Source organism: Streptomyces sp. CWNU-52B (assembly GCF_047444975.1).
GTDB lineage: Bacteria > Actinomycetota > Actinomycetes > Streptomycetales > Streptomycetaceae > Streptomyces.
Map to the genome: position 1 here is coordinate 155,791 of NZ_JBLFJV010000050.1, position 24,399 is coordinate 180,189.

Consider the following 24,399-nt stretch of genomic DNA (forward strand, 5'->3'; position numbering starts at 1 on the left):
GGACGGCCTTCCACGGGAGAGACACGAGAGGCGGGTCCCGGATTCCTCCGGGACCCGCCCACGCGGTGTCGTACGGGGTGCTGAGCGGTGTCGGACGGGTGTCCGTCCGGGGATTCGGACGGGTGTCGTCCGGGTGCTCAGACCTTCAGCAGTGCCTCCAGCGGAGCACCCTCCAGGACCGGCTCCAGACGGGCGCGGCCGCCCAGGAAACCGAGCTCCATGAGGACGGCGACACCCGCCACGCTCGCGCCCGCCCGGCGGATCAGCCGGAGCGAGGCCTCGGCGGTGCCACCGGTGGCCAGGACGTCGTCGACGATCATGACGTGGTCGCCGGGCGCCAGGTCCTCGGCGTGCACCTCGATCTCGGCGGAGCCGTACTCCAGGTCGTACGCCTGGCTGAGGGTCGCTCCGGGGAGCTTGCCCGCCTTGCGTACGGGGATGAAGCCCAGCCCGGCGCGGACCGCGACGGGTGCGCCCAGGATGAAGCCCCGGGCCTCCAGGCCGACGATCTTCGTCGCGCCGTGCCGGACGCTGATCTCGGCCAGCGCGTCGGTGAGCACCGTGAACGCCAGCGGGTCCGCCAGGAGCGGCGTGATGTCCTTGAACATCACGCCGGGCTCCGGGTGGTCCGGCACGTCGCGGATGCGGCTGAGCAGCAGCGCCGTGGTGTCCGTGACGCCGGTCATCGGCGCTTCCCCGAGGGACGGCCGCGGCCCCTGCCCCGGGAGGACGGCTGAGCGCGCTGAGGACGGGGTCCGACGACGGCGGGGGTCGCGTCCTGCGGCTCCTCGTCCTCGTCGTACGTCCGGTCGACGGCGGGGGCGTCCAGGGACTCGCCCTTCGCCGCGGCGGCGGCCCGCTTGGCCCGGACGCGCTTCGTCAGCGCCTTCATCTGCGGCTCGCGCTCCTTGAGGTCGGCGACGAGCGGCGTGGCGATGAAGATCGAGGAGTACGCGCCGGCCGCGAGGCCGACGAACAGCGACAGCGAGATGTCGTTCAGCATGCCGGCGCCGAGGACACCGCCGCCGATGAAGAGCAGACCGGCCACCGGGAGGAGCGCGACCACCGTGGTGTTGATGGACCGCACCAGGGTGCCGTTGATGGACCGGTCGGCGATCTCGCTGTAGGTCCAGCGGGTCTGTTTGGTGATGTCCTTCGTCTGTTCCTTGAGGCTGTCGAAGACGACCACCGTGTCGTACAGCGAGTAACCGAGGATCGTGAGCAGACCGATCACGGTGCCCGGTGTGACCTCGAAGCCGACCAGGGCGTAGACACCGACCGTGATGGTGATGTCGTGGATGAGGGCCACGAGCGCGGCCACCGCCATCCGCAGCTCGAAGGCGATCGCCAGATAGATCACGACGAGGACCATGAAGATCGCCAGGCCCTGCCAGGCCTTGTTGGCGACCTGTTCACCCCAACTGGGCCCGACCAGGTCGGCGTTGATCTTCTCCGCGTCGACCTTCAGGTCCTTGGCGAGCGTTTCCTTGATCTGGTCGGACTTGCCGGTGTCGACACCGGCCACCTGGATGCGCAGTCCGCCGTTGCCGAGCTTCTGGACGATCGCGTCGTGCCCCGAGGCCTCTTCCGCGTACGTCTCGGCCTGGCTCACCGAGACGCTGGTGCGCTCGGTGGTGAAGACGGCGCCGCCCTGGAACTCGATGCCCATGTTCAGGCCGCGCACCGCCAGGCCGAGGATGGCCGTGATGGTGATCAGGATCGAGACGCCGTACCAGATCTTGCGCTTGCCGACGAAGTCGTAGCCGATCTCGCCGCGGTGGAGCCGGGCGCCGAGGGTGCCGAGTTTCGACATCTCACGCCTCCTTCGTGTCGACGGGGGCGGACACACGACGAGTGCGGCGCAGCGGCGGCTGGACGCCGAGGCGCTTCGGGTCGAGGCCGGACCAGCTGTGGCCCTCCCCGAAGAACTTCCTGCGGGCCAGGAGCGTCATCAGCGGCTTGGTGAAGGTGAAGACGACGACCACGTCGAGCAGGGTGGTCAGACCCAGGGTGAAGGCGAAGCCCTGGACCTTGCCGACGGTGACGACGAAGAGCACGGCGGCGGCGAGGAACGACACGAAGTCGGAGACCAGGATGGTGCGCCGGGCGCGCGGCCAGGCACGCTCGACCGCGGGGCGCATGGAGCGGCCTTCGCGGATCTCGTCACGGATGCGTTCGAAGAACACGATGAACGAGTCCGCGGTGATCCCGATGGCCACGATGGCGCCGCAGACCGCCGGCAGGTTCAGCGCGAAGCCGATGGTCGGGCCGAGCAGCGCCATGATCACGTACGTCATGACCGCGGAGACCATCAGTGAGGCGATGGCGATCAGCGACAGACCGCGGTAGTAGAGCACCAGGTAGACGATGACCAGGGCCAGGCCGATGGCGCCGGCGATGAGGCCGGCCTCCAGCTGCTCGCCGCCGAGCGCGGCGGTGACGGTGGTGACGCTCGCCTCGGTGAAGGTGAGCGGCAGGGCGCCGTACGACAGCATGTTGGAGAGGTCCTGCGCCTCCTGCTGGTCGAAGCTGCCCGAGATCTCCGCGGTGCCGCCGGTCAGCGCCTGGCTGACGTACGGGTCGGAGACGACCTCACCGTCGAGGACGATGGCGAACTGGTTCTGCGGGGACTGGTTCTTCGCCAGCTTGCCCGTGATGCTCGCGAACTTCTTGCCACCCTTGGACGTGAAGTCCATGGTGACCTTCCAGCCCGCGGCACCCTGGGTGTCGAACACGGCGGAGGCCTTGTCGACGTCGGTGCCCTCGACCTCGGCCGGGCCGAGGATGTACTTCTGCCAGGCCCCGTCGGAGTTCTGGCCGCAGGCCACCGTCGGGTCCGAGGCCTTGGTGCCGTCGCCGGCCTTCGCGCGGGCGGTCTTCTTGGAGCAGTCCAGCGCCGTGTACTCCGACTGCAGCTTGGCGGTCGCCGGGTCGGCGCTCGCGGACGGCGAGGCGGCGGGGTCGGAGGAGTTCTCGGCGCTCGCCGAGGGAGTGGGGTCGGCCTTCAGCGCGTCGGTGACCGCCCGGCCCTGCGAGGTGGCGGAGGCGGAGGGCGACGAGGACGAGGTGGCCTTCTCGCTCTCCTTGTCCGATCCGGCGGAGGGGCTGCCGGACGGGCTGCCGGAGGCGCTCGACGAGGGGGTCGCCGCGGGATCGGCGCCTGAGACCTCGGTCGTCAGAACGGGACGGAAGTAGAGCTTGGCGGTGGTACCGACCTGCTCCCGGGCCTGCTTGGAGTTCGTACCCTTGGGGATGTTGACGATGATGTTGCTCGAACCCTGGGTCTGCACCTCCGCTTCGCTGACGCCCAGACCGTTGACACGGCGGTTCATGATGTCGACCGCGGTGTCCATGTTGGTCTTGTTGATCGCGTTCTTCTGACCGGGCTCGTTCTTCGCCTGGAGCGTGATGCTCGTACCGCCGGCGAGGTCGATGCCCAGTCGCGGTGTCGTGTGCCCGGAGGCGAACATGCCCCCGGTGAGCGCCACGATGGCGATCAGGATCAGGGCCAAGGTGCGCCCCGGCCTGCCCTGGGTGCCCTGTCGGCCCTTCTTAGGTGCTGCCACCTTCTCGTTCTCCCTCTTCGTCCGCCCGGTATCTGGGTACCGTCGCGGACGGGCGTCAAATGGTGTCGAGGTTCCGCGCGAAGCCGTACGTTACGGGGAGCGCGGGGCGCGAGCGGCGCGCTCCGCGGTCCCCGGTCGTGACTACTTCGCCTCGGACTCGCCGTCGGACTTCTTCAGGTCTGCCCCATCGGTCTTCTTCGGCTCCACGACGACGGACTCGGCCGGCTCGTCGGACTTGTCGGCGGGCTTGTCCGCCGGCTCGTCGGCGAGCTGGTCGGCGGGCTCGTCGTCCGCCTTCTTGCCGAGGTCGACGGCCTGGTCGTCGGAGGCGTCGGCGTGCTCGTCCGTCTCGGTGAGGGAGGAGGCGTCGTCCGGTACGACCGACTCGTCGGACTTCAGGTCGTGCTCGATGCCGTGGACGATGCGGTTGTACTCGTCGTCGCCGAGGACGGCGCCGATGGCGTTCTTCGCGAAGAGCAGGTCGACGCCCGGGGCCGCGTCAAGGAGGACCGTCTCCTCGTTGACCTCCTTCACCGTCGCGTACATGCCGCCGATGGTGCGGACGCCGGAGCCCGGCTGCATGTCGTTGCGCATCTGCGCGGCCGCATTCTGCTTCTTCTTGGCCGACCGGGTCATCAGGAACATGGCCCCGATGAGCACGATGAACGGGAGGAGGGTCACGAGACTCACGGGACGGAACTTCCTTCATTCGACCGCGATGCTGAGCGGCCTGATGGATGGGGGTGTGTGCACCGCCGACAAAGGCGGCATCGGCGGAGTCTAGGCGAGTCCGCCGTCAAGGAACAACGCTCAGCATGACACCGGGGTTCCTGACCTCGCCTAGCTCCTCGTCCTCACGTCCCGAACAGGTCCTGTTGTCCGTTTCCACCGGTTGACGCGGGGGGTGGCGCGAGGCCGAGGTGGGCCCACGCCGCGGGTGTCGCCACCCGCCCGCGGGGCGTACGGGCCAGCAGTCCCTCGCGTACGAGGAAGGGCTCGGCGACCTCTTCGACGGTCTCGCGCTCCTCCCCCACGGCCACGGCGAGCGTGGAGAGGCCGACGGGGCCGCCGCCGAAGAGCTTGATGAGGGCTTCGAGGACCCCTCGGTCGAGGCGGTCGAGGCCGCGGCTGTCCACCTCGTACACGGCGAGGGCGGCGTTGGCGATGTCCTGGGTGATGATGCCGTCGGCCTTGACCTGGGCGTAGTCGCGGACGCGGCGCAGCAGGCGGTTGGCGATCCGGGGCGTGCCGCGCGAGCGTCCCGCGATCTCGGCGGCGCCCGCCGCGCCGATCTCCAGGTCGAGGAGGTTCGCGGAGCGGTGGATGACCCGCTCCAGCTCGGCGGGTTCGTAGAACTCCATGTGCGCGGTGAAGCCGAAGCGGTCGCGCAGCGGGGGCGGCAGCAGGCCCGCGCGCGTGGTGGCGCCGACGAGGGTGAAGGGCGGCAGTTCGAGGGGGATGGCGGTGGCGCCGGGCCCCTTGCCGACGATGACGTCGACGCGGAAGTCCTCCATCGCCATGTAGAGCATCTCCTCGGCGGGCCGCGACATGCGGTGGATCTCGTCGAGGAAGAGCACCTCGCCCTCCTGGAGGGAGGAGAGGATCGCCGCGAGGTCGCCCGCGTGCTGGATGGCGGGGCCGCTGGTGATGCGGATCGGGGCTTCCATCTCGGCGGCGATGATCATCGAGAGGGTGGTCTTGCCCAGGCCCGGGGCGCCGGAGAGCAGGACGTGGTCGGCGGTGGCGCCCCGCGCGCGTGCGGCGCGCAGGACGAGGTCGAGCTGTTCGCGGACCTTCTCCTGACCGATGAACTCGCCGAGGTCCTTGGGGCGCAGCGCGGCCTCGACGGCCTGCTCCTCGCGGTCGGTGGACGCGCCGACGAGCCGCTCGGCGGTGGCGTCGTCGGTCGTGTCGTCCCAGTTCATTCGGTGTGCCTCACGGTGTAGTGGATCGGGTTCGTACAGAGGTGGGCCCAGCCGTCGCCGCGCCGCTCGGGGGCGCGGGGAACTGCGCGACCCGGCACAACGGGCCCGCCGGTTTCACGACGGCCTCCCCCCGAAGGGTCAACGCGTGCGGTTGAGCGTCTGCAGCGCGGCCTTCAGCAACGGCCCGACCTGCGGCACCCCGCCGGCGGCCTCCGCCTGCGGCGCCACCGCGGAGACGGCCTCGTCGGCCTCCCGCGTCGCGTACCCGAGTCCGATGAGCGCCGCGTGCAGCTGCTCGCGCCAGCCGGTGGCGACGGGCCTGCCGATGGCCGCCCCGCCGGTGCCCAGGGGCTCGCCGAGGCGGTCCTTCAGTTCCAGGAGGAGCTTCTGGGCGCCCTTCTTGCCGATGCCGGGCACGGCGGTGAGGGTCTTCTCGTCACCGGTGGACACCGCCAGGCGCAGGGTGTCGGGGCTGTGCACGGCGAGCATGGCCTGGGCCAGGCGCGGGCCCACCCCGCTGGCGGTCTGCAGCAGCTCGAAGGTCTGGCGCTCGTCGTCGTCCACGAAGCCGTACAGCGTCAGCGAGTCCTCCCGTACGACCAGGGAGGTGGCGAGCCTGGCCTCCTTGCCCATCCGCAGTCCGGAGAGCGTGTGGGGGGCGCACTGGACGGCAATGCCGATACCGCCGACCTCGACCACCGCGGAGTCGGGGGCGAGGGCGGCGACCGTGCCGCTGACGAAGGCGATCATCGGGTGACCTTCCGGGTGGAGACGGTGGGGACGGTGGATCCCTGAGCCTGGCGGTGCGCCGCCTGGGCCTGCTGGAGGCGGTTCAGGGCGGGGGCGCGCCAGATGTGGCAGATGGCGAGGGCGAGGGCGTCGGCGGCGTCGGCCGGCTTCGGGGGCGCGTCGAGCCGGAGCAGGCGGGTGACCATGGCGCCGACCTGGGCCTTGTCGGCGCGGCCGCTGCCGGTGACGGCCGCCTTGACCTCACTGGGGGTGTGCAGCGCGACGGGGATGCCACGGCGGGCCGCGCAGAGCATCGCGACGGCGCTGGCCTGGGCCGTGCCCATCACCGTACGGACGTTGTGCTGGCTGAACACCCGCTCCACGGCGACGAATTCGGGCCGGTGCTCGTCGAGCCACTGTTCGATGCCCCGCTCCACGGCGACGAGGCGCTGTCCCAACTCCGCGTCCGCCGAGGTGCGTACGACACCGACGGCGATCATGGTGAGCGGGCGGCCCGCCGTGCCCTCGACGACACCGACACCGCACCGGGTCAATCCGGGGTCAACGCCCAGCACCCGCACCCGGCCCCCTCCTTCGGTTCGTTCGATTCCTGCGGATCCGATGTCCTCGGATCCGGCTGCCTCGGTCCACCGGGCACCACTGGGAGCGGCCGCCCCGGTTCGTGCAGGCTATCGGGTGCCACCGACAACGCAGGTCGGCGACGCCCCGGCCGGGCGACGGGCCCGAGCGGCAGGCCCCGGACGGCGGGCCGATCACGACGACGGGCCGACGGGGCATGCCCCGTCGGCCCGTTGAGCCCGTACCGCTCGCGGCGGTGTACGCGTCGGACGTCCCGCTACGCGTCGACCTTCTCCATGACCTCGTCGCTCACGTCGAAGTTGGCGAAGACGTTCTGCACGTCGTCGCTGTCCTCGAGGGCGTCGATGAGCTTGAAGATCTTCCTGGCGCCGTCCTCGTCCAGCTCGACCTGCATGGTCGGGACGAAGTTGGCGTCGGCCGAGTCGTAGTCGATGCCGGCGTCCTGGAGCGCGGTGCGCACCGCGACGAGGTCGGTGGCCTCGGAGATGACCTCGAAGGACTCACCGAGGTCGTTGACCTCCTCGGCGCCCGCGTCGAGCACGGCGCCCAGGACGTCGTCCTCGGCCAGCTCGCCCTTGGCGACGATGACGACGCCCTTGCGGTTGAAGAGGTACGAGACGGAACCCGGGTCGGCCATGTTGCCGCCGTTGCGGGTCATGGCCACGCGGACGTCCGAGGCGGCGCGGTTGCGGTTGTCGGTGAGGCACTCGATGAGCACCGCGACACCGTTGGGACCGTACCCCTCGTACATGATCGTCTCGTATTCGGCGCCGCCGGCCTCAAGACCACCGCCGCGCTTGATCGCGGAGTCGATGTTCTTGTTCGGAACCGAGGACTTCTTGGCCTTCTGCACGGCGTCATACAGCGTCGGATTGCCGTCCAGGTCGACGCCGCCCATGCGAGCCGCGACCTCGATGTTCTTGATCAGCTTCGCGAAGAGCTTGCCGCGCTTGGCGTCGATCACGGCCTTCTTGTGCTTCGTCGTGGCCCATTTAGAGTGGCCGGACATCTGCCTGTCTCCTTCGCGTAACCCAACCAGTACGAACTCCCCGCGACGTCGAGAGCCTCGGGGGACCCCCAGATCCTACTAGGACGGCGCTGCCCGGTTCGCGCGCACCATGTCGGCGAAGAGACCGTGCACGCGGTGGTCGCCGGTGAGTTCCGGGTGGAACGACGTGGCGAGCGCGTTGCCCTGGCGTACCGCGACGATGTGACCGCCGTGCTCGGCCAGCACCTCGGCCTGGGCCCCCACCGACTCCACCCAGGGCGCGCGGATGAAGAGGCCCTCCACGGCACCGCCCTCGACGCCCCGCACCTCGACCTGCGCCTCGAAGGACTCGTTCTGCCGTCCGAAGGCGTTGCGGCGCACGATCATGTCGATGCCGCCGATGGTCTCCTGGCCCGAGCGGGGGTCGAGGATCTTGTCGGCGAGCATGATCATGCCCGCGCAGGTGCCGTAGACGGGCAGACCGGCGCGCACGCGCGCGCGGAGGGGCTCCATCAGGCCGAAGAGGACGGCCAGTTTGGAGATGGTGGTGGACTCACCGCCGGGGACGACCAGGCCGTCCACCTCCGCGAGTTCCTCGGGGCGCCGCACCGGCCTGGCCACGGTGTCCGCCGCGGCCAGGGCGACGAGGTGCTCCCGGACGTCGCCCTGGAGGGCCAGGACGCCTATGACGGGGGTGTCGCTCATCTACGCAGTGCCTGCCTTGTGAGAACGGGTGGAAGGGGCGCCCCGGGGCGGTGGGCGAGGGTGGTCACCAGCCGCGGTTGGCGTACCGCTCGGACTCGGGGAGGGTGTCGCAGTTGATGCCGACCATGGCCTCGCCGAGGTCGCGGGAGGCGTCCGCGATGATCTTCGGGTCGTCGTAGAAGGTGGTGGCCTTCACGATGGCGGCGGCGCGCTTGGCGGGGTCGCCGGACTTGAAGATGCCGGAGCCGACGAAGACGCCCTCGGCGCCGAGCTGACGCATCAGGGCCGCGTCGGCCGGGGTGGCGACGCCACCGGCGGAGAAGAGGACGACGGGGAGCCTGCCGAGTTCGGAGACCTCCTTGACCAGCTCGTACGGGGCGCGCAGCTCCTTGGCGGCGGCGTACAGCTCGTTGTTGTCGTAGCCGCGCAGCCGGGCGATCTCGTTCTTGATCTGGCGCAGGTGGCGGACGGCCTCGACGACGTTGCCGGTGCCGGCCTCGCCCTTGGAGCGGATCATGGCGGCGCCCTCGGCGATCCGGCGCAGGGCCTCGCCCAGGTTGGTGGCGCCACAGACGAAGGGGGTCGTGAAGGCCCACTTGTCGGAGTGGTTGACCTCGTCGGCGGGGGTGAGGACCTCGGACTCGTCGACGTAGTCGACGCCGAGGGACTGCAGGACCTGGGCCTCCACGAAGTGGCCGATGCGCGACTTGGCCATCACCGGGATCGAGACGGCCGCGATGATGCCCTCGATCATGTCCGGGTCGGACATGCGCGCCACGCCGCCGTCCTTGCGGATGTCGGCCGGGACCCGCTCCAGGGCCATGACGGCCACCGCGCCCGCGTCCTCGGCGATCTTCGCCTGCTCGGGGGTGACGACGTCCATGATCACACCGCCCTTGAGCTGCTCGGCCATGCCGCGCTTCACGCGCGCGGTGCCGGTGGCCGGGGTGTCGGTGGGCTGGACGGGGTGGGAGAGCGTGCTGGACACGGGTTGACCTCACTCGGTGAAAGTCGGTGGAAGAGGGCTGCTGCGCTCACCGAGGAAACGCCCGGGGACCAGGCCACAGCAAGGGCCAATGGACAGGCGGTGGCTCATTTTCCTGGCGCTGGTGTGCGTTTGCGGTGGTCAGGGCCGTGTCCCCCCGCACGCGCGTGTGCGCCCTCCACGCCGGGTTCTAGGTTCCCGGGCGGTCCGCCAGTGCCGTGGGGGGCTCGTCGTCCATCTCGAAGGCGAGGGGGAACGGCGCGTGTCCGGCCAGCCGGAACCAGCGCGCCGTGCGGTGGCGGCGCAGCGCGCGGGCCGCCCGTACGGCGTCGTTGTGGAAGCGTCTGGCCATCGGTACGCGGCGGACCGCCTGGGCGAGTTCGCGGGCCGCGTCCTCGCCGCCCGGGGCCGCCCGGACGGCCTCGACCTGCTCGGTCGCTCCGAAGACGGCCCGCAGCGCCTGGCTGAGGTCGCTCTCGGCGACCTCCCTGTGGTCCTCCTCGGCCTGCCGGGCCGCGTGTGCCGCCTCGTAGAGCACCATCGACGCGGCGGGGTCGAGCACTCCGGCGGTGGCCAGTTCCTGCGCGACGGAGGCGCGCCGCAGGAGCTGTGCGTCGAGTGCGGCGCGGGCGGCGTCGATGCGTGAGTGCAGGCGGTCGAGGCGGCCGGCGGTCCAGCTCAGGTAGAGGCCGATCGCCACGAGGGCGACCACGATCCAGATCAGTGTGGAGGTCACGGGCGCAATCTATCGGTGGGGGTGACGCCGCCTGACGGGGCGTCGCCCCCGATACGGCCCGCGGGGTCCGCGGGGCCGGCGGGGTCCGTGTTCGGGTGCGGGTCGGGGGTGGCTGGTCGCGCCGTTCCCCGCGCCCCCTGAAGGCGGGGCTCCGCCCACGCCCCCCGCGCCCAGTCGCCGGGTGCAGGTTGCGTGTGGCTGAGCGCGCCGTTCCCCGCGCCCCCTGAAGGCGGGGCTCCGCCCACGCCCCCCGAGCCCAGTCGCCGGGTGCGGGTTGCGTGTGGCTGAGCGCGCCGTTCCCCGCGCCCCTGGGAAGCGGGCTGCGCCCTGCTTTCGGTTTCAGCCTGTCCGGCGTTTGAGGACGAGGTGGGGGTTCGGGCGCCTCTCAGTCTCGGGCGAGGCCGAAGCGGGACAGCAGGCCGCCCGGTTCGGTCGGCTCGTCGGCCGCCGCGACCGCCGCCGCGCCGTCGGTGACCGTCTCGTACACGGACAGGATGTCCGCCCCGACCGTCGACCAGTCGAAGCGCCGCACGTGCGCACTCCCCCGCGCACGGAGTTCCGCGCGCCGCGCGGGATCCCCGAGGAGGCGTACCGCCGCGCGGGCCAGCGCGTCCGCGTCCTCGTTGGCGAACAGCTCGCCCGCGGCGCCCTGGTCGAGGACCTGTGCGAACGCGTCGAGGTCGGAGGCGAGCACGGGCGCGCCCGCCGACATGGCCTCGACCAGGATGATCCCGAAGCTCTCGCCGCCGGTGTTGGGCGCGACGTACACGTCGACGCTGCGCAGGAACCGGGCCTTGTCCTCGTCGCTGACCATGCCGAGGAACTCGACGCGCGGGCGCAGCTCGGCCGGCAGTTTCTCCACGGCCTCCTTCTCGTCACCGCGTCCGGCGACCAGGAGCCGCGTCTCCGGCAGCTCGGCGAGGATCTTCGGCAGCGCCTTCATCAGGACCGGCAGTCCCTTGCGGGGCTCGTCGATACGGCCGACGAAGCCGATCGTGCCGCCCTGCCACGCCGGTTCGGGCTCGGCCTCGGCGAAGAAGTCCACGTCGACGCCGTTCGGGATGACCACGGCGTCACCGCCCAGGTGCTCGACGAGGGTGCGCCGCGCGTACTCGCTCACCGCGATCCGCGCGCTGATCTTCTCCAGGGCGGGCTGCAGGATCGGATACGCGGCGATCATCGCCCGGGAGCGCGGGTTCGACGTGTGGAAGGTGGCGACGATCGGCCCCTGCGCCGCCCAGCAGGCGAGCAGTCCGAGGGAGGGGGACGCGGGCTCGTGGATGTGGATCACGTCGAACGTGCCGTCGTGCAGCCAGCGGCGTACCCGCGCGGCCGACAGGAACCCGAAGTTGAGGCGCGCGACCGAGCCGTTGTACGGCACCGGCACGGCGCGGCCCGCCGAGACGACGTACGGCGGGAGCGGTGTCTCGTCGTCGGCGGGGGCGAGCACGGACACGTGGTGCCCGAGCGCGATGAGGTGGTCTGCGAGGTCGCGGATGTGGAACTGGACTCCCCCGGGCACGTCCCAGGAGTACGGGCAGACGATCCCGATCCTCACAACCGCTCCCCGCTCCGGCCCGGCCCACCGGACACCTGCGCGGAGGTGCTTCCACCGGCGCCTTCCCGTGCGGACTCACCACCGGACCCTTCCGCGGTCGACCCGCCGTCAGGCCCCTCCCCAAGAGACTCTCCGCCGGCCGGCCCCGTGGCGGGTTCCCCGGCCGGGGCCTCTCCGGTGGGTCCTCCCCCCTCAGGCTCCCCCGGACGGGGCTCCCCCTCGGTCGGGACCGGGCGGGGTTCAAGGTCGGCGAGCCACAAGCGTTGCAGCATGTGCCAGTCCTCCGGGTGGTCGGCGATCCCCGTGGCGAAGGCGTCGGCCAGCGCCTGTGTCATGACAGACGTCTTCTCGGCCCGGGTACCTGACTCGGGGACCTCGACGGGGGGATGGACCCGGCCGCGCATCACGGGCGAGTCGTCGTACCAGAGCGTCACGGGCAGCAGCAGCGCGCCGGTCTGCTGGGCGAGCAGCGCGGGGCCCGCGGGCATCCGGGTCGTGTCGCCGAAGAAGGTGACCTCGACCCCGTTGGCGGACAGGTCGCGCTCGGCGACCAGGCAGACCAGGCCGCCGTCCCGCAGCCGCCGGGCCAGCGTGCCGAACGCCGTGCCGCCGCTGTGCGGCAGCACCTCCATGCCGAGGCCCTCGCGGTACGAAACGAACCGGTCGTACAGCTTCTCCGGCTTGAGCCGCTCGGCGACCGTCGTGAACGGCGTCTCCAGCCGGGTGGTGACCCAGGCCCCCGCGAGGTCCCAGTTGCCCAGGTGCGGCAGCGCGAGGATGACGCCCTTGCCCGCCGCGAGCCCGTCGGTCAGATGGTGGAGGTCCGTCGCCTCGAAACCGTTCCTGATGCGGTCCTTGCTCCAGGCGGGCAGCCGGAACGACTCCATCCAGTACCGCAGGTACGAACGCATGCCCGCGCGGGAGAGCTCCGCGAGCCGCTCGGGGGACGCGTCGGGCAGCACGCGCGCGTAGTTCGATTCGAGCCGCCGTACGCCCTTGCCGCGGCGCTTCCAGGTGATGTCGGCGATGGTCCGGCCCAGGCGCACGGCCACGGGCTCGGGGAGCTTCTTGACGGCCCCCCAGCCGGCGGCGTACGCACCGTAGGTCAGCTGGTCCCGCAGACCGCTCACGAGGGGGCCCCGCTGCTCCGCGGGGTGTTCTCCGGCGGGGCGTCGGCCGACGCGGCGGCCGCGTCGGCCTCCGCGGACTCCCGGCGCACCGTGACCACACGCTGGACCAGCGTGACGACACTGCCCACGGCGACGATCCACAGCGCGATGGGCAGCAGCACCTGGATGCCGGGCACACCGAACGTCTCGTGGAAGCCCGCGAGGCCGGCCGCGACCAGCGAGATCACCAGGCGTTCGGCCCGCTCGACGAGGCCGTTGACGGCGACGGGCAGCCCGATCGACTCGCCCCTGGCCTTGGTGTACGACACGACCTGGCCACTGGCCAGGCAGAAGATCGAGACGGCGCACAGGACGTTGTTGTCGCCGTTGCCCGCGTACCAGAGCGCGAAGCCGCCGAAGATCGCGCTGTCGGCGACCCGGTCGAGCGTCGAGTCGAGGAAAGCGCCCCAGCGGCTGGAACGGCCCAGCTGGCGCGCCATGTTGCCGTCGACCATGTCCGAGAACACGAAGAGCGTGATGACGATCGTGCCCCAGAAGAGCTGTCCGCGGGGGAAGAAGACCAGCGCTCCCGCCGTCACTCCGGCCGTGCCCAGGAGGGTGACCGTGTCGGGGCTCACCCCCCGCCGGATGAGAAACGCGGCGAACGGTGTGAGGACACGCGTAAAGAATGCACGCGCGTACTTGTTCAGCATGGCCTTCCCGACGGTCGGTGTGGCCGGGTGGCCCCTGCTGGCCACCGGCTGGCCCATCGTAGTCACGCGCGTGCGTGTGCGACGGTCGGGCACCCGCGCCCCGGGTCACGTCCTGGTGACATCCGGGCGACGTCCGGGAGACGGCACGATCGCGTCCGCCGTATGGACGCACCGTGACCCGAGTGCAAAGCTCGATGGCACCGCGGGCGTCACCGGAGCCGCCGTACGCGGATCCGCAGGCCCGCGCCCCAGTGACCTCACCGTGCACGGGAGGCAATTCCATGGGCGACAAGGCGAACGCACACCCCGGAGCCGCCGGCAGGGCTACGGCGGCCGACCACCCCGCGTCCGTACGGAATGTGGTGCTGGTCGGCCACAGCGGATCGGGCAAGACCACTCTGGTGGAGGCTCTCGCGCTGACGGCGGGAGCGGTGAACAGGGCGGGCCGTGTGGAGGACGGCGGCACCGTCTCCGACTACGACGAGATCGAGCACCGGCAGCAGCGCTCGGTGCAGCTGTCCCTGGTCCCGGTCGACTGGGACGGATACAAGATAAATGTGCTGGACACTCCCGGATACGCCGATTTCGTCGGCGAGTTGAGGGCCGGTCTGCGAGCGGCGGACGCGGCCCTCTTCGTCGTCTCGGCCTCGGACGGCGTGGACGGCTCGACGCGCATGCTGTGGGAGGAGTGCGCGGCGGTCGGTATGCCGCGGGCCATCGTGGTGACGCACCTGGAGTCGGCCCGCGCCGACTTCGACGGCATGACGCGGATCTGCGCGGAGGCCTTCGGCGCGGACGACCCCGACGCCGTACTGCCCCTGTACCTGCCGCTGCACGGCCCCCAGGGGCCCGACGGGCACGCGCCGGTGACCGGCCTGGTCGGACTGCTCTCGCGGCGGCTGTTCGACTACTCCTCCGGGGAGCGCAAGGAGTCCGAGCCCGGTCCCGAGCAGTTGCCGCGCATCGAGGCGGCCCGCAACCGGCTGATCGAGGGGATCATCTCGGAGAGCGAGGACGAGACCCTCATGGACCGCTATCTCGGCGGCGAGGAGATCGAACTCGGCACCCTCGTGCAGGACCTGGAGCGGGCCGTCGCACGCGGGGCCTTCCACCCGGTGCTGGCCGCCGCGCCCGCCGCCGAGGGCGCCCGGCAGGGGCTGGGCACCGTGGAGCTCCTCGAACTGATCACCGGCGGCTTCCCGACCCCGATGGAGCGCGAGGCCCCGACGGTCACCACCCCGGACGGGCGGGCCCGCCCGGTCAAGGCCTGCGACCCGGCCGGGCCGCTGGTCGCCGAGGTCGTGAAGACCGCGTCCGACCCGTACGTGGGGCGGGTCTCGATGGTGCGGGTGTTCTCCGGGACGCTGCGCCCCGACGAGACGGTGCACGTCTCCGGGCACGGGCTCGCCGACCGCGGCCACGAGGACCACGACGTCGACGAGCGCATCGGCGCCCTGTCCGCGCCCTTCGGCAAGCAGCAGCGGGTCCTGACGCACGCGATCGCGGGAGATCTGGCGTGCGTGGCCAAGCTGAACCGCGCGGAGACCGGTGACACGCTCTCCGCCAAGGACGACCCGCTCCTCATGGAGCCGTGGCAGATGCCCGACCCGCTGCTGCCGCTCGCCATCCAGGCGCACAGCAAGGCCGACGAGGACAAGCTCTCGCAGGGCCTGGCCCGGCTGGTCGCCGAGGACCCGACGATGCGCCTGGAACAGAACCAGAGCACCCACCAGGTCGTGCTGTGGTGCCTGGGCGAGGCCCACGCGGACGTCGCCCTGGAACGGCTGCGCAGCCGGTACGGCGTCCAGGTCGACGTCGTACCGCACAAGGTGTCCCTGCGGGAGACGTTCGCGGCCAGGTCGGCGGGGCGCGGCCGTCATGTGAAGCAGTCCGGCGGGCACGGGCAGTACGCGATCTGCGAGATCGAGGTGGAGCCGCTGCCCGGCGGCTCGGGCGTCGAGTTCGTCGACAAGGTGGTCGGCGGGGCCGTGCCCCGGCAGTTCATCCCGTCCGTGGAGAAGGGGGTGCGCGCCCAGGCCGCCAGAGGGGTGGCCGCGGGGTATCCGCTCATCGACGTGCGGGTCACGCTGCTCGACGGCAAGGCGCACTCCGTGGACTCGTCGGACGCGGCGTTCCAGACCGCCGGCGCGCTCGCGCTGCGGGAGGCCGCGGCCGACGCGCGAATCCATCTCCTGGAGCCGGTCGCCGAGGTGACCGTCCTGGTGGGCGACGAGTACGTGGGTGCCGTGCTGAGCGATCTGTCGGGGCGGCGCGGGCGGGTCGTCGGCACCGAGCAGTCGGCCGGCGGCCGGACCCTGGTACGGGCCGAGGTGCCCGAGATCGAGATCGGCCGATACGCGGTCGATCTGCGCTCCCTGTCGCACGGCACCGCACGGTTCGACCGCGTCTACGCCCGGCACGAGCCGATGCCACCGCAGTTGACGGACAAGATCCGCGAACAGGCACAGGGAAATGTCTAGTTGACCTCCCCCCTCCTCGGCGGACGGCCACGGCCGTCCGCCGACGATTGTCGGCCCTTGGCGATACTCTGAGAACCTGATCAAGACGATGACCTGATCAACAGGTGTGCGGAGCACGGAAGTCGGGAAGAGCCAGTCGGGAAGAGCCGCAGCAGCGGAGCACGGCGGCGATGGGGGCGGGATGGCGGACGACGCATTCGATTTCAGGCCTGGAGCACAGGTCCCGCTCTCGGGTGGCGCGGGACAGACGGCGGCGACGTACGCCCTCGCCTCGGCGGCGTACCGGGACAGTCCCGTCGACGCGATCCTCGACGCCAACAGCGAGTGGCACAAGTCGAGTGTCTCGCCGGGCCGCAAGTGGGCCACGATCTTCAAGCCGAACCTGGGCGAGGCCTTCGCCAGAGCGGTGCAGCTGCGGATGCTGGGCGGCGGCCGGGGCGCGCTCATCCAGTCCTTCGGCACGGAGCCGCAGGTCGTGGTCGAGCACTGCCTGGCGGCCAACCACATCCGCAAGGAGCGGGACAGCTGGCTCACCGCCGTGATGGTGCTGACCGGCCTGATCTTCCTGCCGGGCCTGCTCATCTGGCTGCTGGTCTTCCAGATCCGCCGGTCGGTCTCCAAGGTCTCGGACAAGCGGGCCGGCGCCCTCGCCACCACGCTCCTGATCGGCGTGGGCGCTCTCGCGGTGCTCTTCCTGATCAAGATGCCCTTCACCGGCTTCTGGGCCTGGTACGCCCGCGCCGCGATCGTCGCGCCCGTGGTCGGCTGGCTCTGGGCCAAGCAGATCTGCGAGCGCACCGCCCATGACCTGCGGGATCGCTGGAGCGGTCTGCTGGCGGGCGGCGGCATCGGCGCCAAGATCCCCGAGTCGGTGCCGGGCAGCCCCGGCGAGACGGCGGCCGAGCGGCTGCGCCAGGGCCTGGCCCGGCTCGGCGCCGAGCAGCAGTCCAACTCGGTCTTCTACGCGGGCCCCAAGGGAATACTGGGCATGGGCACGCGCTGGGGCACCTGGCAGCTCGCCGAGGACCTGGTAGCGGCCGACCCCACCAAGGAGATCCACCCGTTCCGCAGCTGGGACGTCATCCGGTCGATCCACGACCAGCTCCGCATGCTGGAGCGCGGCCCGCTCAACACCGGTGGTTTCCCGGCGCCTTCGATACGGCACTGGGTGGTCACCCCGATCAACGAGAACGCGGGCTCGGTCTCCCGTCCCAGCGGCACCGACGTGGACGCGTACCAGATCAAGCCGCACGCCATCCAGGACATCTGCAACAAGCAGCAGTTCGGCAGCGGTGACCGCCACTACCTCGGGGTCCAGTGGACGCTCTGGGACGGCCAGTTGATCATCACGATGCTGATCACCGTGACCGTACTGCACGAGACGCTGCGCATCGAGGTCACCGGTCATGCCCTGGGGCCCGTGCACTCGCTCTTCACCAGCGGTCCCGCCGCCAAGACGAAGACGGTCCCCAAGACCATCAGGTTCTGGGAGACCAAGACGCAGAAGCTGCCGCTGATCGACGCCGACGAGGTCGTACGGCTCGCGGTGCGCGCGCCCTTCACCTGGTACCCGCCGATCCTCGACTGGCTCGGCGGCAAGCTGTCCCTGCCGGAGCCGTTCGGTCTGCGCCACGCCTGGGCGGCCAAGCCCTGGCGGCACCGCTTCATGGCCGACGACGCCCTGCGCGCCGCGACGCCGGTGTTGCGGGTGGTGCACGCGGCGGCGATCCGCGTACTGAACGACAACGGCGTGGACACCACGAAGTTCGGCAACCGTTCGTCCGCGCTCAGCGGAGCCGTCCAGGACGCCTCACCGCGCAAGGCGGACGTGTACGACGCGTAGGCGTCCAGGCGGGGGTAGACCCTGCGGGGCGCCGCTCTCAGCGCCCCGTAGACGTCCGAGGAGCCAGGCGTCAGGCCGAGGGCCAGGCGTCCGCGAGCATCTTCCTGGTGTCCGCGAGGAGCTGGGGCAGTACGCGGGTGTGCCCGACCACCGGCATGAAGTTCGTGTCGCCGCCCCAGCGGGGCACGACGTGCTGGTGGAGGTGCGCGGCGATGCCGGCGCCCGCGACCGAGCCCTGGTTCATCCCGATGTTGAAGCCGTGCGCACCGGAGGCGGTCCGCAGCGCGGCCATCGCCTGCTTGGTCAGCTCACCGAGCTCGGCGGTCTCCGGGACGGTCAGGTCGGTGTAGTCCGCGACGTGCCGGTAGGGCACGACCATCAGGTGCCCGCCGTTGTACGGGTACAGGTTGAGCACCGCGTAGACCTGCTCGCCGCGCTTGATGACCAGGCCGTCCTCGTCGGACTTCGCCGGGATCGAGCAGAAGGGACAGCCGTCGTCGGCCCCGGGACCGGTGGGCTTGTTCTCCCCCTGGATGTACGCCATCCGGTGGGGCGTCCACAGGCGCTGGAACGCGTCCTGTGTGCCGACTCCGATCTGCTGCTCCGGCTCACTCTTCATGAGGTGCAGCATATGGCTTCGCCCATACACGAAGTGCCGCCGGGTACCTCACGAAATCCCCGCCCCCACCGACAGCCTGGGGCGCGAGGACACCTGGGGACCGGGGCGCAGCCCCGCCCCCCAGAGGCGCGAGGGAGATCGGGGACCAGGGCGCAGCCCGCCCCCAGGGGCGCGAGGAACTGCGCGCCCAACCACAACGGCGCCGCACGCACCGACAAGCGGAGGCCGGGGCGCAGCCCCGCCTCTCAGGGGCGCGGGGAACTGCGCGACCGGCCTCCGGACGCACGCGGATCAGATCTGCGTCCGCTCCTCGACCACCTTCGCGATCTTCGCAACGGCCTCGCCCAACGGAATCCCGTTCTCCTGCGAACCATCGCGGTACCGGAAGGAAACCGCCCCGTTCGCCATGTCCTCGTCCCCCGCGATGACCATGAACGGCACCTTCTGCTTCTGCGCGTTGCGGATCTTCTTCTGCATCCGGTCGGACGACGAGTCGACCTCGACCCGCAGCCCCTTCCTCTTCGCCTCGGCGGCGAACTTCTGCAGATAGTCGATGTGCCCGTCACCGATCGGGATGCCCACCGCCTGCACAGGCGCCAGCCACGCCGGGAACGCCCCCGCGTAGTGCTCGAGCAGGACCGCGAAGAACCGCTCGATCGACCCGAAGAGCGCACGGTGGATCATCACGGGCCGCTGCTTCGAGCCGTCCGGACCGGTGTACTCCAGGTCGAACCGCTCCGGCAGGTTGAAGTCGAGCTGCACCGTCGACATCTGCCAGGTCCGGCCGATCGCGTCGCGCGCCTGCACCGAGATCTTCGGCCCGTAGAAGGCCGCGCCACCCGGGTCCGGGACGAGCGGGAGACCCTGCTTCTCGGCCACCTGCCGCAGCGTCTCGGTGGCCTCCTCCCACGCCTCGTCCGAGCCGACGAACTTCTCCGGGTCCTTGGTGGACAGCTCCAGGTAGAAGTCGGCCAGGCCGTAGTCGCGCAGCAGCCCGAGCACGAAGGTCAGCGTCCGGTCGAGCTCCTCGGCCATCTGCTCACGGGTGCAGTAGATGTGCGCGTCGTCCTGCGTGAAGCCCCGGGCACGGGTCAGACCGTGCACGACACCCGACTTCTCGTACCGGTACACGGTCCCGAACTCGAAGAGGCGCAGCGGCAGTTCGCGGTAGGAGCGGCCGCGCGCGTCGAAGATCAGGTTGTGCATCGGGCAGTTCATGGGCTTGAGGTAGTAGTCCACGCCCTCGTCGAGCTGCATGGGCGGGTACATGCCGTCCGCGTACCAGTCCAGGTGGCCCGAGGTCTCGAAGAGCTTCCCCTTGGTGGCGTGCGGGGTGTAGACGAACTCGTAGCCCTCCTCCTCGTGGCGGCGCCGCGAGTAGTCCTCCATGGTCCGGCGGACGATGCCGCCCTTGGGGTGGAAGACCGCGAGGCCGGAGCCGATCTGCTCCGGGACGGAGAACAGGTCCAGCTCGCTGCCGAGCTTGCGGTGGTCGCGCTTCTCGGCCTCGGCGAGGAACTCCAGGTGCGCCTTCAGCTCCTCCTTGGAGGGCCAGGCGGTGCCGTAGATGCGCTGGAGCATCGGGTTCTTCTCGCTGCCGCGCCAGTACGCGGCGGCGTTGCGCATCAGCTTGAACGCCGGGATGTTCCGGGTGGTCGGCAGGTGTGGACCGCGGCAGAGGTCCTTCCAGCACAGGTCGCCGGTCTTGGGGTCGAGGTTGTCGTAGATGGTGAGCTCGCCGGCGCCCACCTCGACGTCCGCGCCGTCATCGGTCGAGGCGGCGCCCTTGAGACCGATCAGCTCCAGCTTGTACGGCTCGTCGGCGAGCTCCTCGCGGGCGGCCTCGTCCGTGACGACGCGGCGCGAGAAGCGCTGGCCGCGCTTCTGGATCTCCTGCATCTTCTTCTCGACGGCCTTGAGGTCCTCGGGCGTGAAGGGCCTGGCCACGTCGAAGTCGTAGTAGAAGCCGTCCTTGACCGGCGGGCCGATACCCAGCTTGGCCTCGGGGAACAGCTCCTGCACGGCCTGCGCCATCACGTGCGCGGCGGAGTGCCGCAGGATGTTGAGACCGTCCTCGGAGGAGATCTCGACGCTCTCCACGCTCTCGCCGTCCCGCACCTCGTACGCGAGGTCCTTCAGCTCACCTGCCACCCGCGCCGCGACGACGGTGCGCTCACCGGCGAAGAGCTCGGCCGCCGTAGTGCCCGTCGTCACCACGCGCTCTTCCCGCTCGGAATCGCGTTGGATGACCACACGGACGTCTGACACCGGACTCTCCTGACTGAAGGGAACGCGCGCAGGCTGTCTTGCGTGCGTCATGGAAAGGATCGTACCGAGCCGGGGGCACCGACCGCGAAACGGTTATCCACCGCCCCCTTCCCGCGCCCTTCCCGCCCTCGCCGCCACGCACCGCGCCGTACGCCCGGGGCGAACCGCCTCAGTCCTCGCTGCACGCCTCCTCGAAGAAGTCGAGATTCTCCTGCAGCGACTTCATCAGCCGGTCCCGCTCCGCGTCGTCCACCTGCACCGGCGCCACCCCGGCGGCCCCGGTCAGCCGCCGGAATCCCCCGCGGCTCTCCAGCCGCCCGTGCACCCGCACCGGCAGCCCGACCAGATGGGCGTGCCCCGCGATCCGATACGCCTCCTCGTCGAGCGTCATCCGCACGTGCGGCACCTCGGCGCCGGCGATCACCCGCAGCCGTACGGTCCCGTCGCCACGCGGCCCCGACCTGCGCATGCGCACCACGGTTCCGGTGAGGCGCACGGGCACGGACGGCTCCTCGCGCAGATAGCGGGCCCCCGCCTCACGCAGCGCGGGCAGGTCGCCGGGCGAGAACTCGACGGCTTCCGCGGGCGCCGCGCACCCTTCGGGGACCCCGGCGGCGGGCGCCCACTCGACGGCGATCCTCGCTCCTTCCGTGCCCCGCACCAGCGCCACCAGGGCTTCCGTGAGCTCATGGCTCACGCCTGCCTCGACGGCCCCGTCGAAGGCGTCCATGCCACCGGTGGCCCGCCGGTAGTCGATCGCCTCGCGGGCCGCGTACAACGCCTGGTGGAGCCGGACGGCGAGCGGGCGGCCGGTGGCGACCGGCACGAAGGCGGTGAGCCGCCGGCCGCCGGGGACCGCTCCGACGAGCACGTTCTCCAGGGAGGCGGCGGCGGGCCTGCGGTGGCGGGCTCCGTAGTAGCCGGCCCGGGCACGCGCGGCGAGGGCGCCCGCGAGGAGCATCTGCCGGGCCGCCGTGCGCAACCGCTCCTCGACGGTCCACTGCGCGACGCCGGCCGGGCCCGTCGGCACATCGCGCCACCAGCTGATCTCGTCGCTGGGCACGGCGAGCGCGACCAGGACGTCACGGGCGGAGGGCGAGCCGCTGCGGGACAGCGCGACGAGGGCTTCCCCGAGCAGGTCCTCGCTGTCCGGGAACGCCCGGCTCTCCGGCACGAGCAGGCTCGTGCCCGACCCGCCGGATCCGCCCGAACCGGGTGGGGTCCAGCGGCCGTAGCGGCCGGGTGCTCCGCCGCGGCGCTGCCAGCCGTGCCGGTGCAGCAACGCGCCGAGGACGGCCGGGTCGACCTGGTCGGGCCGCGGCGGCCGGTCCCGCCGGTCCCAGGGACCCGGTGTCTCGGCGGGGTGGGGCCTGACGGAGCGCAGGGGCTCGTCGATGGGGCGGTGGGTCACGGTCTGCCTCCCGTACCGACCCGCGTCATGATCTCGCAGAGCGCCCTGTCGTCGAAGACGCGCGTGGTCGGTATCCGCACGGTGGTCCTGCGCCGCCCCGTGATCCGGTGTCCGGCCAGGTTGATCCAGTAGCAGCAGTGCCGCAGGTCGAGGCTGTCGTGACCGGCACGCAGCCAGTCGTCCTGTGACCTGGGCACCAGCATCACGACCAGTATTTTGTGCACCGAGACCGGGGTCCGGGCCAGCTTCTCCAGGTGGGCGTTGTCGAGCGTGAAGGAGAAGGCGGCGCCCGGGGGGTTCGGCGGGATCTGGTAGGTGCACTTGAGCTGCACCTTGATGGTGACTTCGTCGTCGACCGTGTGCCCGGGGGCGCTGTGGCTGACGTGCCAGTCGATGCCGTTGTCCGGAAAGGGCTGGGACAGGGAGCATCCCGAGGCGGCCGCCACCGCGTGCAGATAGCCGACCTGAAGTGTCTCCATGCATGCCGTGGTGGCCAGTGAGCCGCGATGCGATGCCGTCCGTCCGGGCAGCAGCCCGCCCTGCTCGGGCTGCGCGAGCGCCATGTCCAACAGCCTTCCGAATCCTGTGTGTTCCCACGACGGGTCGCTGAACTGCAAAGACCCGTACCTCTGTTGTCTCCCTCCGGCGTACGGCGCAAACAGTGCGGGTATCACAAATGGGGCAGGGGACGGCGCGTCAACTGCCGAAGGTGAACGAGGAGTTGTGTGCGTATGACGTGCTGGTATGAGGGCCCTCTGAGCGCGTTCGACACCGAGACGACGGGTGTCGACGTGGAGAACGACCGGATCGTGTCGGCCGCCGTCGTCGTCCAGGAGTATCCCGGCAGCCGCCCGCGGGTGCGCCGCTGGCTGGTGAATCCCGGCGTGCCGGTGCCCGAGGGCGCCACGGCGGTGCACGGGCTGACGGACGAGATCCTGCGGCGCAGCGGTCGCTGGCCGTCGCCGGTGATGGACGAGATAGTGCGGGAGCTGGCCGCGCAGAGCGCGGCGGGGCGTCCTGTCGTGGTGATGAACGCGCCGTTCGATCTGACGCTCCTGGACCGGGAGTTGCGCAGGCACCGGGCGTCGTCCCTGGACCGCTGGTTCGAGACCGTGCCGATGCGCGTCCTCGATCCGCGGGTCCTGGACAAGCACCTGGACCGCTACCGCAAGGGCCGTCGCACGCTCACGGACCTGTGCGCGCACTACGAGGTGGAGCTGCGGGGAGCCCATGACGCGGCGGCGGACGCACTGGCCTCCCTGGAGGTCGTACGGGCGGTCGGGCGCCGTTTCGCGCTCCGCCTGGAGCGGCTCTCGCCGGCCGAGCTGCACACGCTGCAGGCCGTCTGGCACGCCGCGCAGGCCCGCGGGCTCCAGGCGTGGTTCGCCCGCAGCGGTTCGGAGGAGGAGGTGGAGGTGGATCCGGCCTGGCCGCTACGGCCCGAACTGCCGGCGGCCGCGGCCTGAGAACCGGACAAGGAACCAGGTACCAGCTACCAGCTACCAGGTGACAGGTGTCCGGAGGTATCCGGGCATACAAAAAGGTCGGTCCGCCTGTGACGGACCGGCCTTTCCCGGTGGGCGATACTGGGTTCGAACCAGTGACCTCTTCGGTGTGAACGAAGCGCTCTCCCACTGAGCTAATCGCCCGGGAACGCACCGAACAATACAGGTCTTCGTGCGTTTCCTTCAAACCGCTTCGCGGTTCCGGCGAAGGTGGGCGACGAGCCCCCGCCGCCCCGCCCGCATCATCAGCGCGTGGTTGGCGCGGAACGCGGCCCGTCCCGGCACGGCCAGCCGGCGCAGCAGCGGCTTGGTGACATGGACCTCCTGGTCGTAACGGGCGCGGGTACCCGGTCCGTCCGCGGCGAGGGTCCAGCGGGCCCAGCCGTCCACGTCACCGGTCATCACGATCTCCAGGACACCGGCCGCCCGGTCGCGGCGCACCTCCCGGGCGGTGAACACCAGGTCGTACGGCAGCACCGAGCGGATCCGGACGACACCGCTGACCTCGTCGGCGGGCACCACCTCGCGCACCTGCGGCCACCACCGCGGATAGCGCTCGACGTCGGCCAGCGCGTCGTAGACGTCGTCGAGCGGGGCGGCGAGGCTCCACAGACTGCGGAAGCGGTAGTGCGTCCAGTCCATGGGCTTCGTGCGCTTCA

22 protein-coding genes and 1 tRNA gene are annotated in these 24,399 nt (G+C 71.1%); 3 read left to right on the top strand and 20 right to left on the bottom strand.

What is annotated here, in order from left to right:
- Positions 1–137: 137 nt before the first annotated feature.
- From ACLVWQ_RS33505 to pgsA, 14 genes are all read right to left on the bottom strand, one after another.
- Complete coding sequence (locus ACLVWQ_RS33505) at positions 138–686, bottom strand: adenine phosphoribosyltransferase (protein ID WP_414113003.1); 549 nt, start codon at positions 684–686, stop codon at positions 138–140.
- Positions 683–1,813 (bottom strand): protein translocase subunit SecF, encoded by a 1,131-nt coding sequence (gene secF / locus ACLVWQ_RS33510; protein WP_414113004.1) that lies wholly within the window; start codon positions 1,811–1,813, stop codon positions 683–685. Before secF ends, ACLVWQ_RS33505 begins: the two co-directional genes overlap by 4 nt.
- Position 1,814: 1 nt before the next feature.
- Complete coding sequence (gene secD, locus ACLVWQ_RS33515; RefSeq protein ID WP_414113005.1) at positions 1,815–3,566, bottom strand: protein translocase subunit SecD; 1,752 nt, start codon at positions 3,564–3,566, stop codon at positions 1,815–1,817.
- A gap of 141 nt (positions 3,567–3,707) precedes the next feature.
- On the bottom strand, positions 3,708–4,256 hold the full coding sequence (gene yajC / locus ACLVWQ_RS33520; RefSeq protein WP_414113006.1) for a preprotein translocase subunit YajC: 549 nt from the start codon (positions 4,254–4,256) through the stop codon (positions 3,708–3,710).
- 164 nt (positions 4,257–4,420) lie between these two features.
- Complete coding sequence (ruvB, locus tag ACLVWQ_RS33525; protein ID WP_414113007.1) at positions 4,421–5,491, bottom strand: Holliday junction branch migration DNA helicase RuvB; 1,071 nt, start codon at positions 5,489–5,491, stop codon at positions 4,421–4,423.
- Positions 5,492–5,629: 138 nt separating this feature from the next.
- Positions 5,630–6,241, bottom strand: a complete 612-nt coding sequence (ruvA, locus tag ACLVWQ_RS33530; protein ID WP_414113008.1) for a Holliday junction branch migration protein RuvA — start codon at positions 6,239–6,241, stop codon at positions 5,630–5,632.
- Positions 6,238–6,801: a crossover junction endodeoxyribonuclease RuvC gene (gene ruvC / locus ACLVWQ_RS33535; protein ID WP_414113009.1), complete on the bottom strand. Its 564-nt coding sequence runs from the start codon at positions 6,799–6,801 to the stop codon at positions 6,238–6,240. Before ruvC ends, ruvA begins: the two co-directional genes overlap by 4 nt.
- Before the next feature lie 275 nt (positions 6,802–7,076).
- Positions 7,077–7,829 (bottom strand): YebC/PmpR family DNA-binding transcriptional regulator, encoded by a 753-nt coding sequence (locus tag ACLVWQ_RS33540; RefSeq protein ID WP_414113010.1) that lies wholly within the window; start codon positions 7,827–7,829, stop codon positions 7,077–7,079.
- A 78-nt stretch (positions 7,830–7,907) separates the two neighbouring features.
- The gene (gene pdxT, locus ACLVWQ_RS33545) at positions 7,908–8,513 is read right to left on the bottom strand and encodes a pyridoxal 5'-phosphate synthase glutaminase subunit PdxT (RefSeq protein ID WP_414113011.1); all 606 of its coding nucleotides are present in this window, start codon (positions 8,511–8,513) and stop codon (positions 7,908–7,910) included.
- 64 nt (positions 8,514–8,577) lie between these two features.
- Positions 8,578–9,426 (bottom strand): pyridoxal 5'-phosphate synthase lyase subunit PdxS, encoded by an 849-nt coding sequence (gene pdxS, locus ACLVWQ_RS33550; protein WP_414113329.1) that lies wholly within the window; start codon positions 9,424–9,426, stop codon positions 8,578–8,580.
- A gap of 262 nt (positions 9,427–9,688) precedes the next feature.
- Positions 9,689–10,234, bottom strand: coding sequence for a hypothetical protein (locus tag ACLVWQ_RS33555; protein WP_414113012.1), 546 nt, complete (start codon positions 10,232–10,234; stop codon positions 9,689–9,691).
- Between the two features lie 385 nt (positions 10,235–10,619).
- The gene (locus ACLVWQ_RS33560; RefSeq protein ID WP_414113013.1) at positions 10,620–11,792 is read right to left on the bottom strand and encodes a glycosyltransferase family 4 protein; all 1,173 of its coding nucleotides are present in this window, start codon (positions 11,790–11,792) and stop codon (positions 10,620–10,622) included.
- A complete protein-coding gene (locus ACLVWQ_RS33565) occupies positions 11,789–12,922 on the bottom strand; it encodes a phosphatidylinositol mannoside acyltransferase (RefSeq protein WP_414113014.1) in 1,134 nt (377 codons plus the stop codon). The genes ACLVWQ_RS33560 and ACLVWQ_RS33565 overlap by 4 nt, the downstream gene beginning before the upstream one ends.
- Positions 12,919–13,671: a phosphatidylinositol phosphate synthase gene (pgsA, locus tag ACLVWQ_RS33570; protein ID WP_414113330.1), complete on the bottom strand. Its 753-nt coding sequence runs from the start codon at positions 13,669–13,671 to the stop codon at positions 12,919–12,921. Before pgsA ends, ACLVWQ_RS33565 begins: the two co-directional genes overlap by 4 nt.
- A 224-nt stretch (positions 13,672–13,895) precedes the next feature.
- Between pgsA and ACLVWQ_RS33575 the strand changes: the two genes are divergently transcribed.
- Complete coding sequence (locus ACLVWQ_RS33575; protein ID WP_414113016.1) at positions 13,896–16,094, top strand: elongation factor G-like protein EF-G2; 2,199 nt, start codon at positions 13,896–13,898, stop codon at positions 16,092–16,094.
- Between the two features lie 181 nt (positions 16,095–16,275).
- Positions 16,276–17,937: a hypothetical protein gene (locus tag ACLVWQ_RS33580; protein WP_414113017.1), complete on the top strand. Its 1,662-nt coding sequence runs from the start codon at positions 16,276–16,278 to the stop codon at positions 17,935–17,937.
- A 70-nt stretch (positions 17,938–18,007) separates the two neighbouring features.
- Here ACLVWQ_RS33580 and ACLVWQ_RS33585 read toward each other — a convergent pair whose 3' ends face one another.
- The 4 genes from ACLVWQ_RS33585 to ACLVWQ_RS33600 all read right to left on the bottom strand — a co-directional run bounded on the left by ACLVWQ_RS33585 (position 18,008) and on the right by ACLVWQ_RS33600 (position 22,798).
- A complete protein-coding gene (locus tag ACLVWQ_RS33585) occupies positions 18,008–18,568 on the bottom strand; it encodes an HIT family protein (protein WP_414113018.1) in 561 nt (186 codons plus the stop codon).
- Positions 18,569–18,847: 279 nt separating this feature from the next.
- Positions 18,848–20,824, bottom strand: coding sequence for a threonine--tRNA ligase (gene thrS / locus ACLVWQ_RS33590; protein ID WP_414113019.1), 1,977 nt, complete (start codon positions 20,822–20,824; stop codon positions 18,848–18,850).
- Between the two features lie 169 nt (positions 20,825–20,993).
- Positions 20,994–22,235 (bottom strand): hypothetical protein, encoded by a 1,242-nt coding sequence (locus ACLVWQ_RS33595; RefSeq protein ID WP_414113020.1) that lies wholly within the window; start codon positions 22,233–22,235, stop codon positions 20,994–20,996.
- Positions 22,232–22,798, bottom strand: coding sequence for a DUF4365 domain-containing protein (locus tag ACLVWQ_RS33600; RefSeq protein WP_414113021.1), 567 nt, complete (start codon positions 22,796–22,798; stop codon positions 22,232–22,234). Before ACLVWQ_RS33600 ends, ACLVWQ_RS33595 begins: the two co-directional genes overlap by 4 nt.
- Before the next feature lie 168 nt (positions 22,799–22,966).
- On the opposite strand from ACLVWQ_RS33600, the gene ACLVWQ_RS33605 reads away from it, so the two are divergent.
- Positions 22,967–23,701 carry a 3'-5' exonuclease gene (locus ACLVWQ_RS33605; RefSeq protein WP_414113022.1) on the top strand — a complete coding sequence of 245 codons (735 nt, stop codon included), beginning with the start codon at positions 22,967–22,969 and terminating at the stop codon, positions 23,699–23,701.
- 111 nt (positions 23,702–23,812) lie between these two features.
- Here ACLVWQ_RS33605 and ACLVWQ_RS33610 read toward each other — a convergent pair.
- Both ACLVWQ_RS33610 and ACLVWQ_RS33615 read right to left on the bottom strand, forming a co-directional pair.
- Positions 23,813–23,884, bottom strand: a tRNA-Val gene (locus ACLVWQ_RS33610).
- Positions 23,885–23,923: 39 nt separating this feature from the next.
- Complete coding sequence (locus ACLVWQ_RS33615; RefSeq protein ID WP_414113331.1) at positions 23,924–24,382, bottom strand: SRPBCC family protein; 459 nt, start codon at positions 24,380–24,382, stop codon at positions 23,924–23,926.
- Between the last annotated feature and the right edge of the window lie 17 nt (positions 24,383–24,399).

Coding starts and splice junctions, on each gene's coding strand:
- ACLVWQ_RS33505 (WP_414113003.1), bottom strand. CDS start 686: ATGACCGGCGTCACGGACACCACGGCGCTGCTGCTCAGCCGCATCCGC.
- secF (WP_414113004.1), bottom strand. CDS start 1,813: ATGTCGAAACTCGGCACCCTCGGCGCCCGGCTCCACCGCGGCGAGATC.
- ruvB (WP_414113007.1), bottom strand. CDS start 5,491: ATGAACTGGGACGACACGACCGACGACGCCACCGCCGAGCGGCTCGTC.
- ruvA (WP_414113008.1), bottom strand. CDS start 6,241: ATGATCGCCTTCGTCAGCGGCACGGTCGCCGCCCTCGCCCCCGACTCC.
- ACLVWQ_RS33540 (WP_414113010.1), bottom strand. CDS start 7,829: ATGTCCGGCCACTCTAAATGGGCCACGACGAAGCACAAGAAGGCCGTG.
- pdxT (WP_414113011.1), bottom strand. CDS start 8,513: ATGAGCGACACCCCCGTCATAGGCGTCCTGGCCCTCCAGGGCGACGTC.
- pdxS (WP_414113329.1), bottom strand. CDS start 9,426: ATGGCCGAGCAGCTCAAGGGCGGTGTGATCATGGACGTCGTCACCCCC.
- pgsA (WP_414113330.1), bottom strand. CDS start 13,671: ATGGGCCAGCCGGTGGCCAGCAGGGGCCACCCGGCCACACCGACCGTC.
- ACLVWQ_RS33575 (WP_414113016.1), top strand. CDS start 13,896: ATGGGCGACAAGGCGAACGCACACCCCGGAGCCGCCGGCAGGGCTACG.
- ACLVWQ_RS33580 (WP_414113017.1), top strand. CDS start 16,276: ATGGCGGACGACGCATTCGATTTCAGGCCTGGAGCACAGGTCCCGCTC.
- ACLVWQ_RS33585 (WP_414113018.1), bottom strand. CDS start 18,568: ATGCTGCACCTCATGAAGAGTGAGCCGGAGCAGCAGATCGGAGTCGGC.
- ACLVWQ_RS33600 (WP_414113021.1), bottom strand. CDS start 22,798: ATGGCGCTCGCGCAGCCCGAGCAGGGCGGGCTGCTGCCCGGACGGACG.
- ACLVWQ_RS33605 (WP_414113022.1), top strand. CDS start 22,967: ATGACGTGCTGGTATGAGGGCCCTCTGAGCGCGTTCGACACCGAGACG.
- ACLVWQ_RS33615 (WP_414113331.1), bottom strand. CDS start 24,382: ATGGACTGGACGCACTACCGCTTCCGCAGTCTGTGGAGCCTCGCCGCC.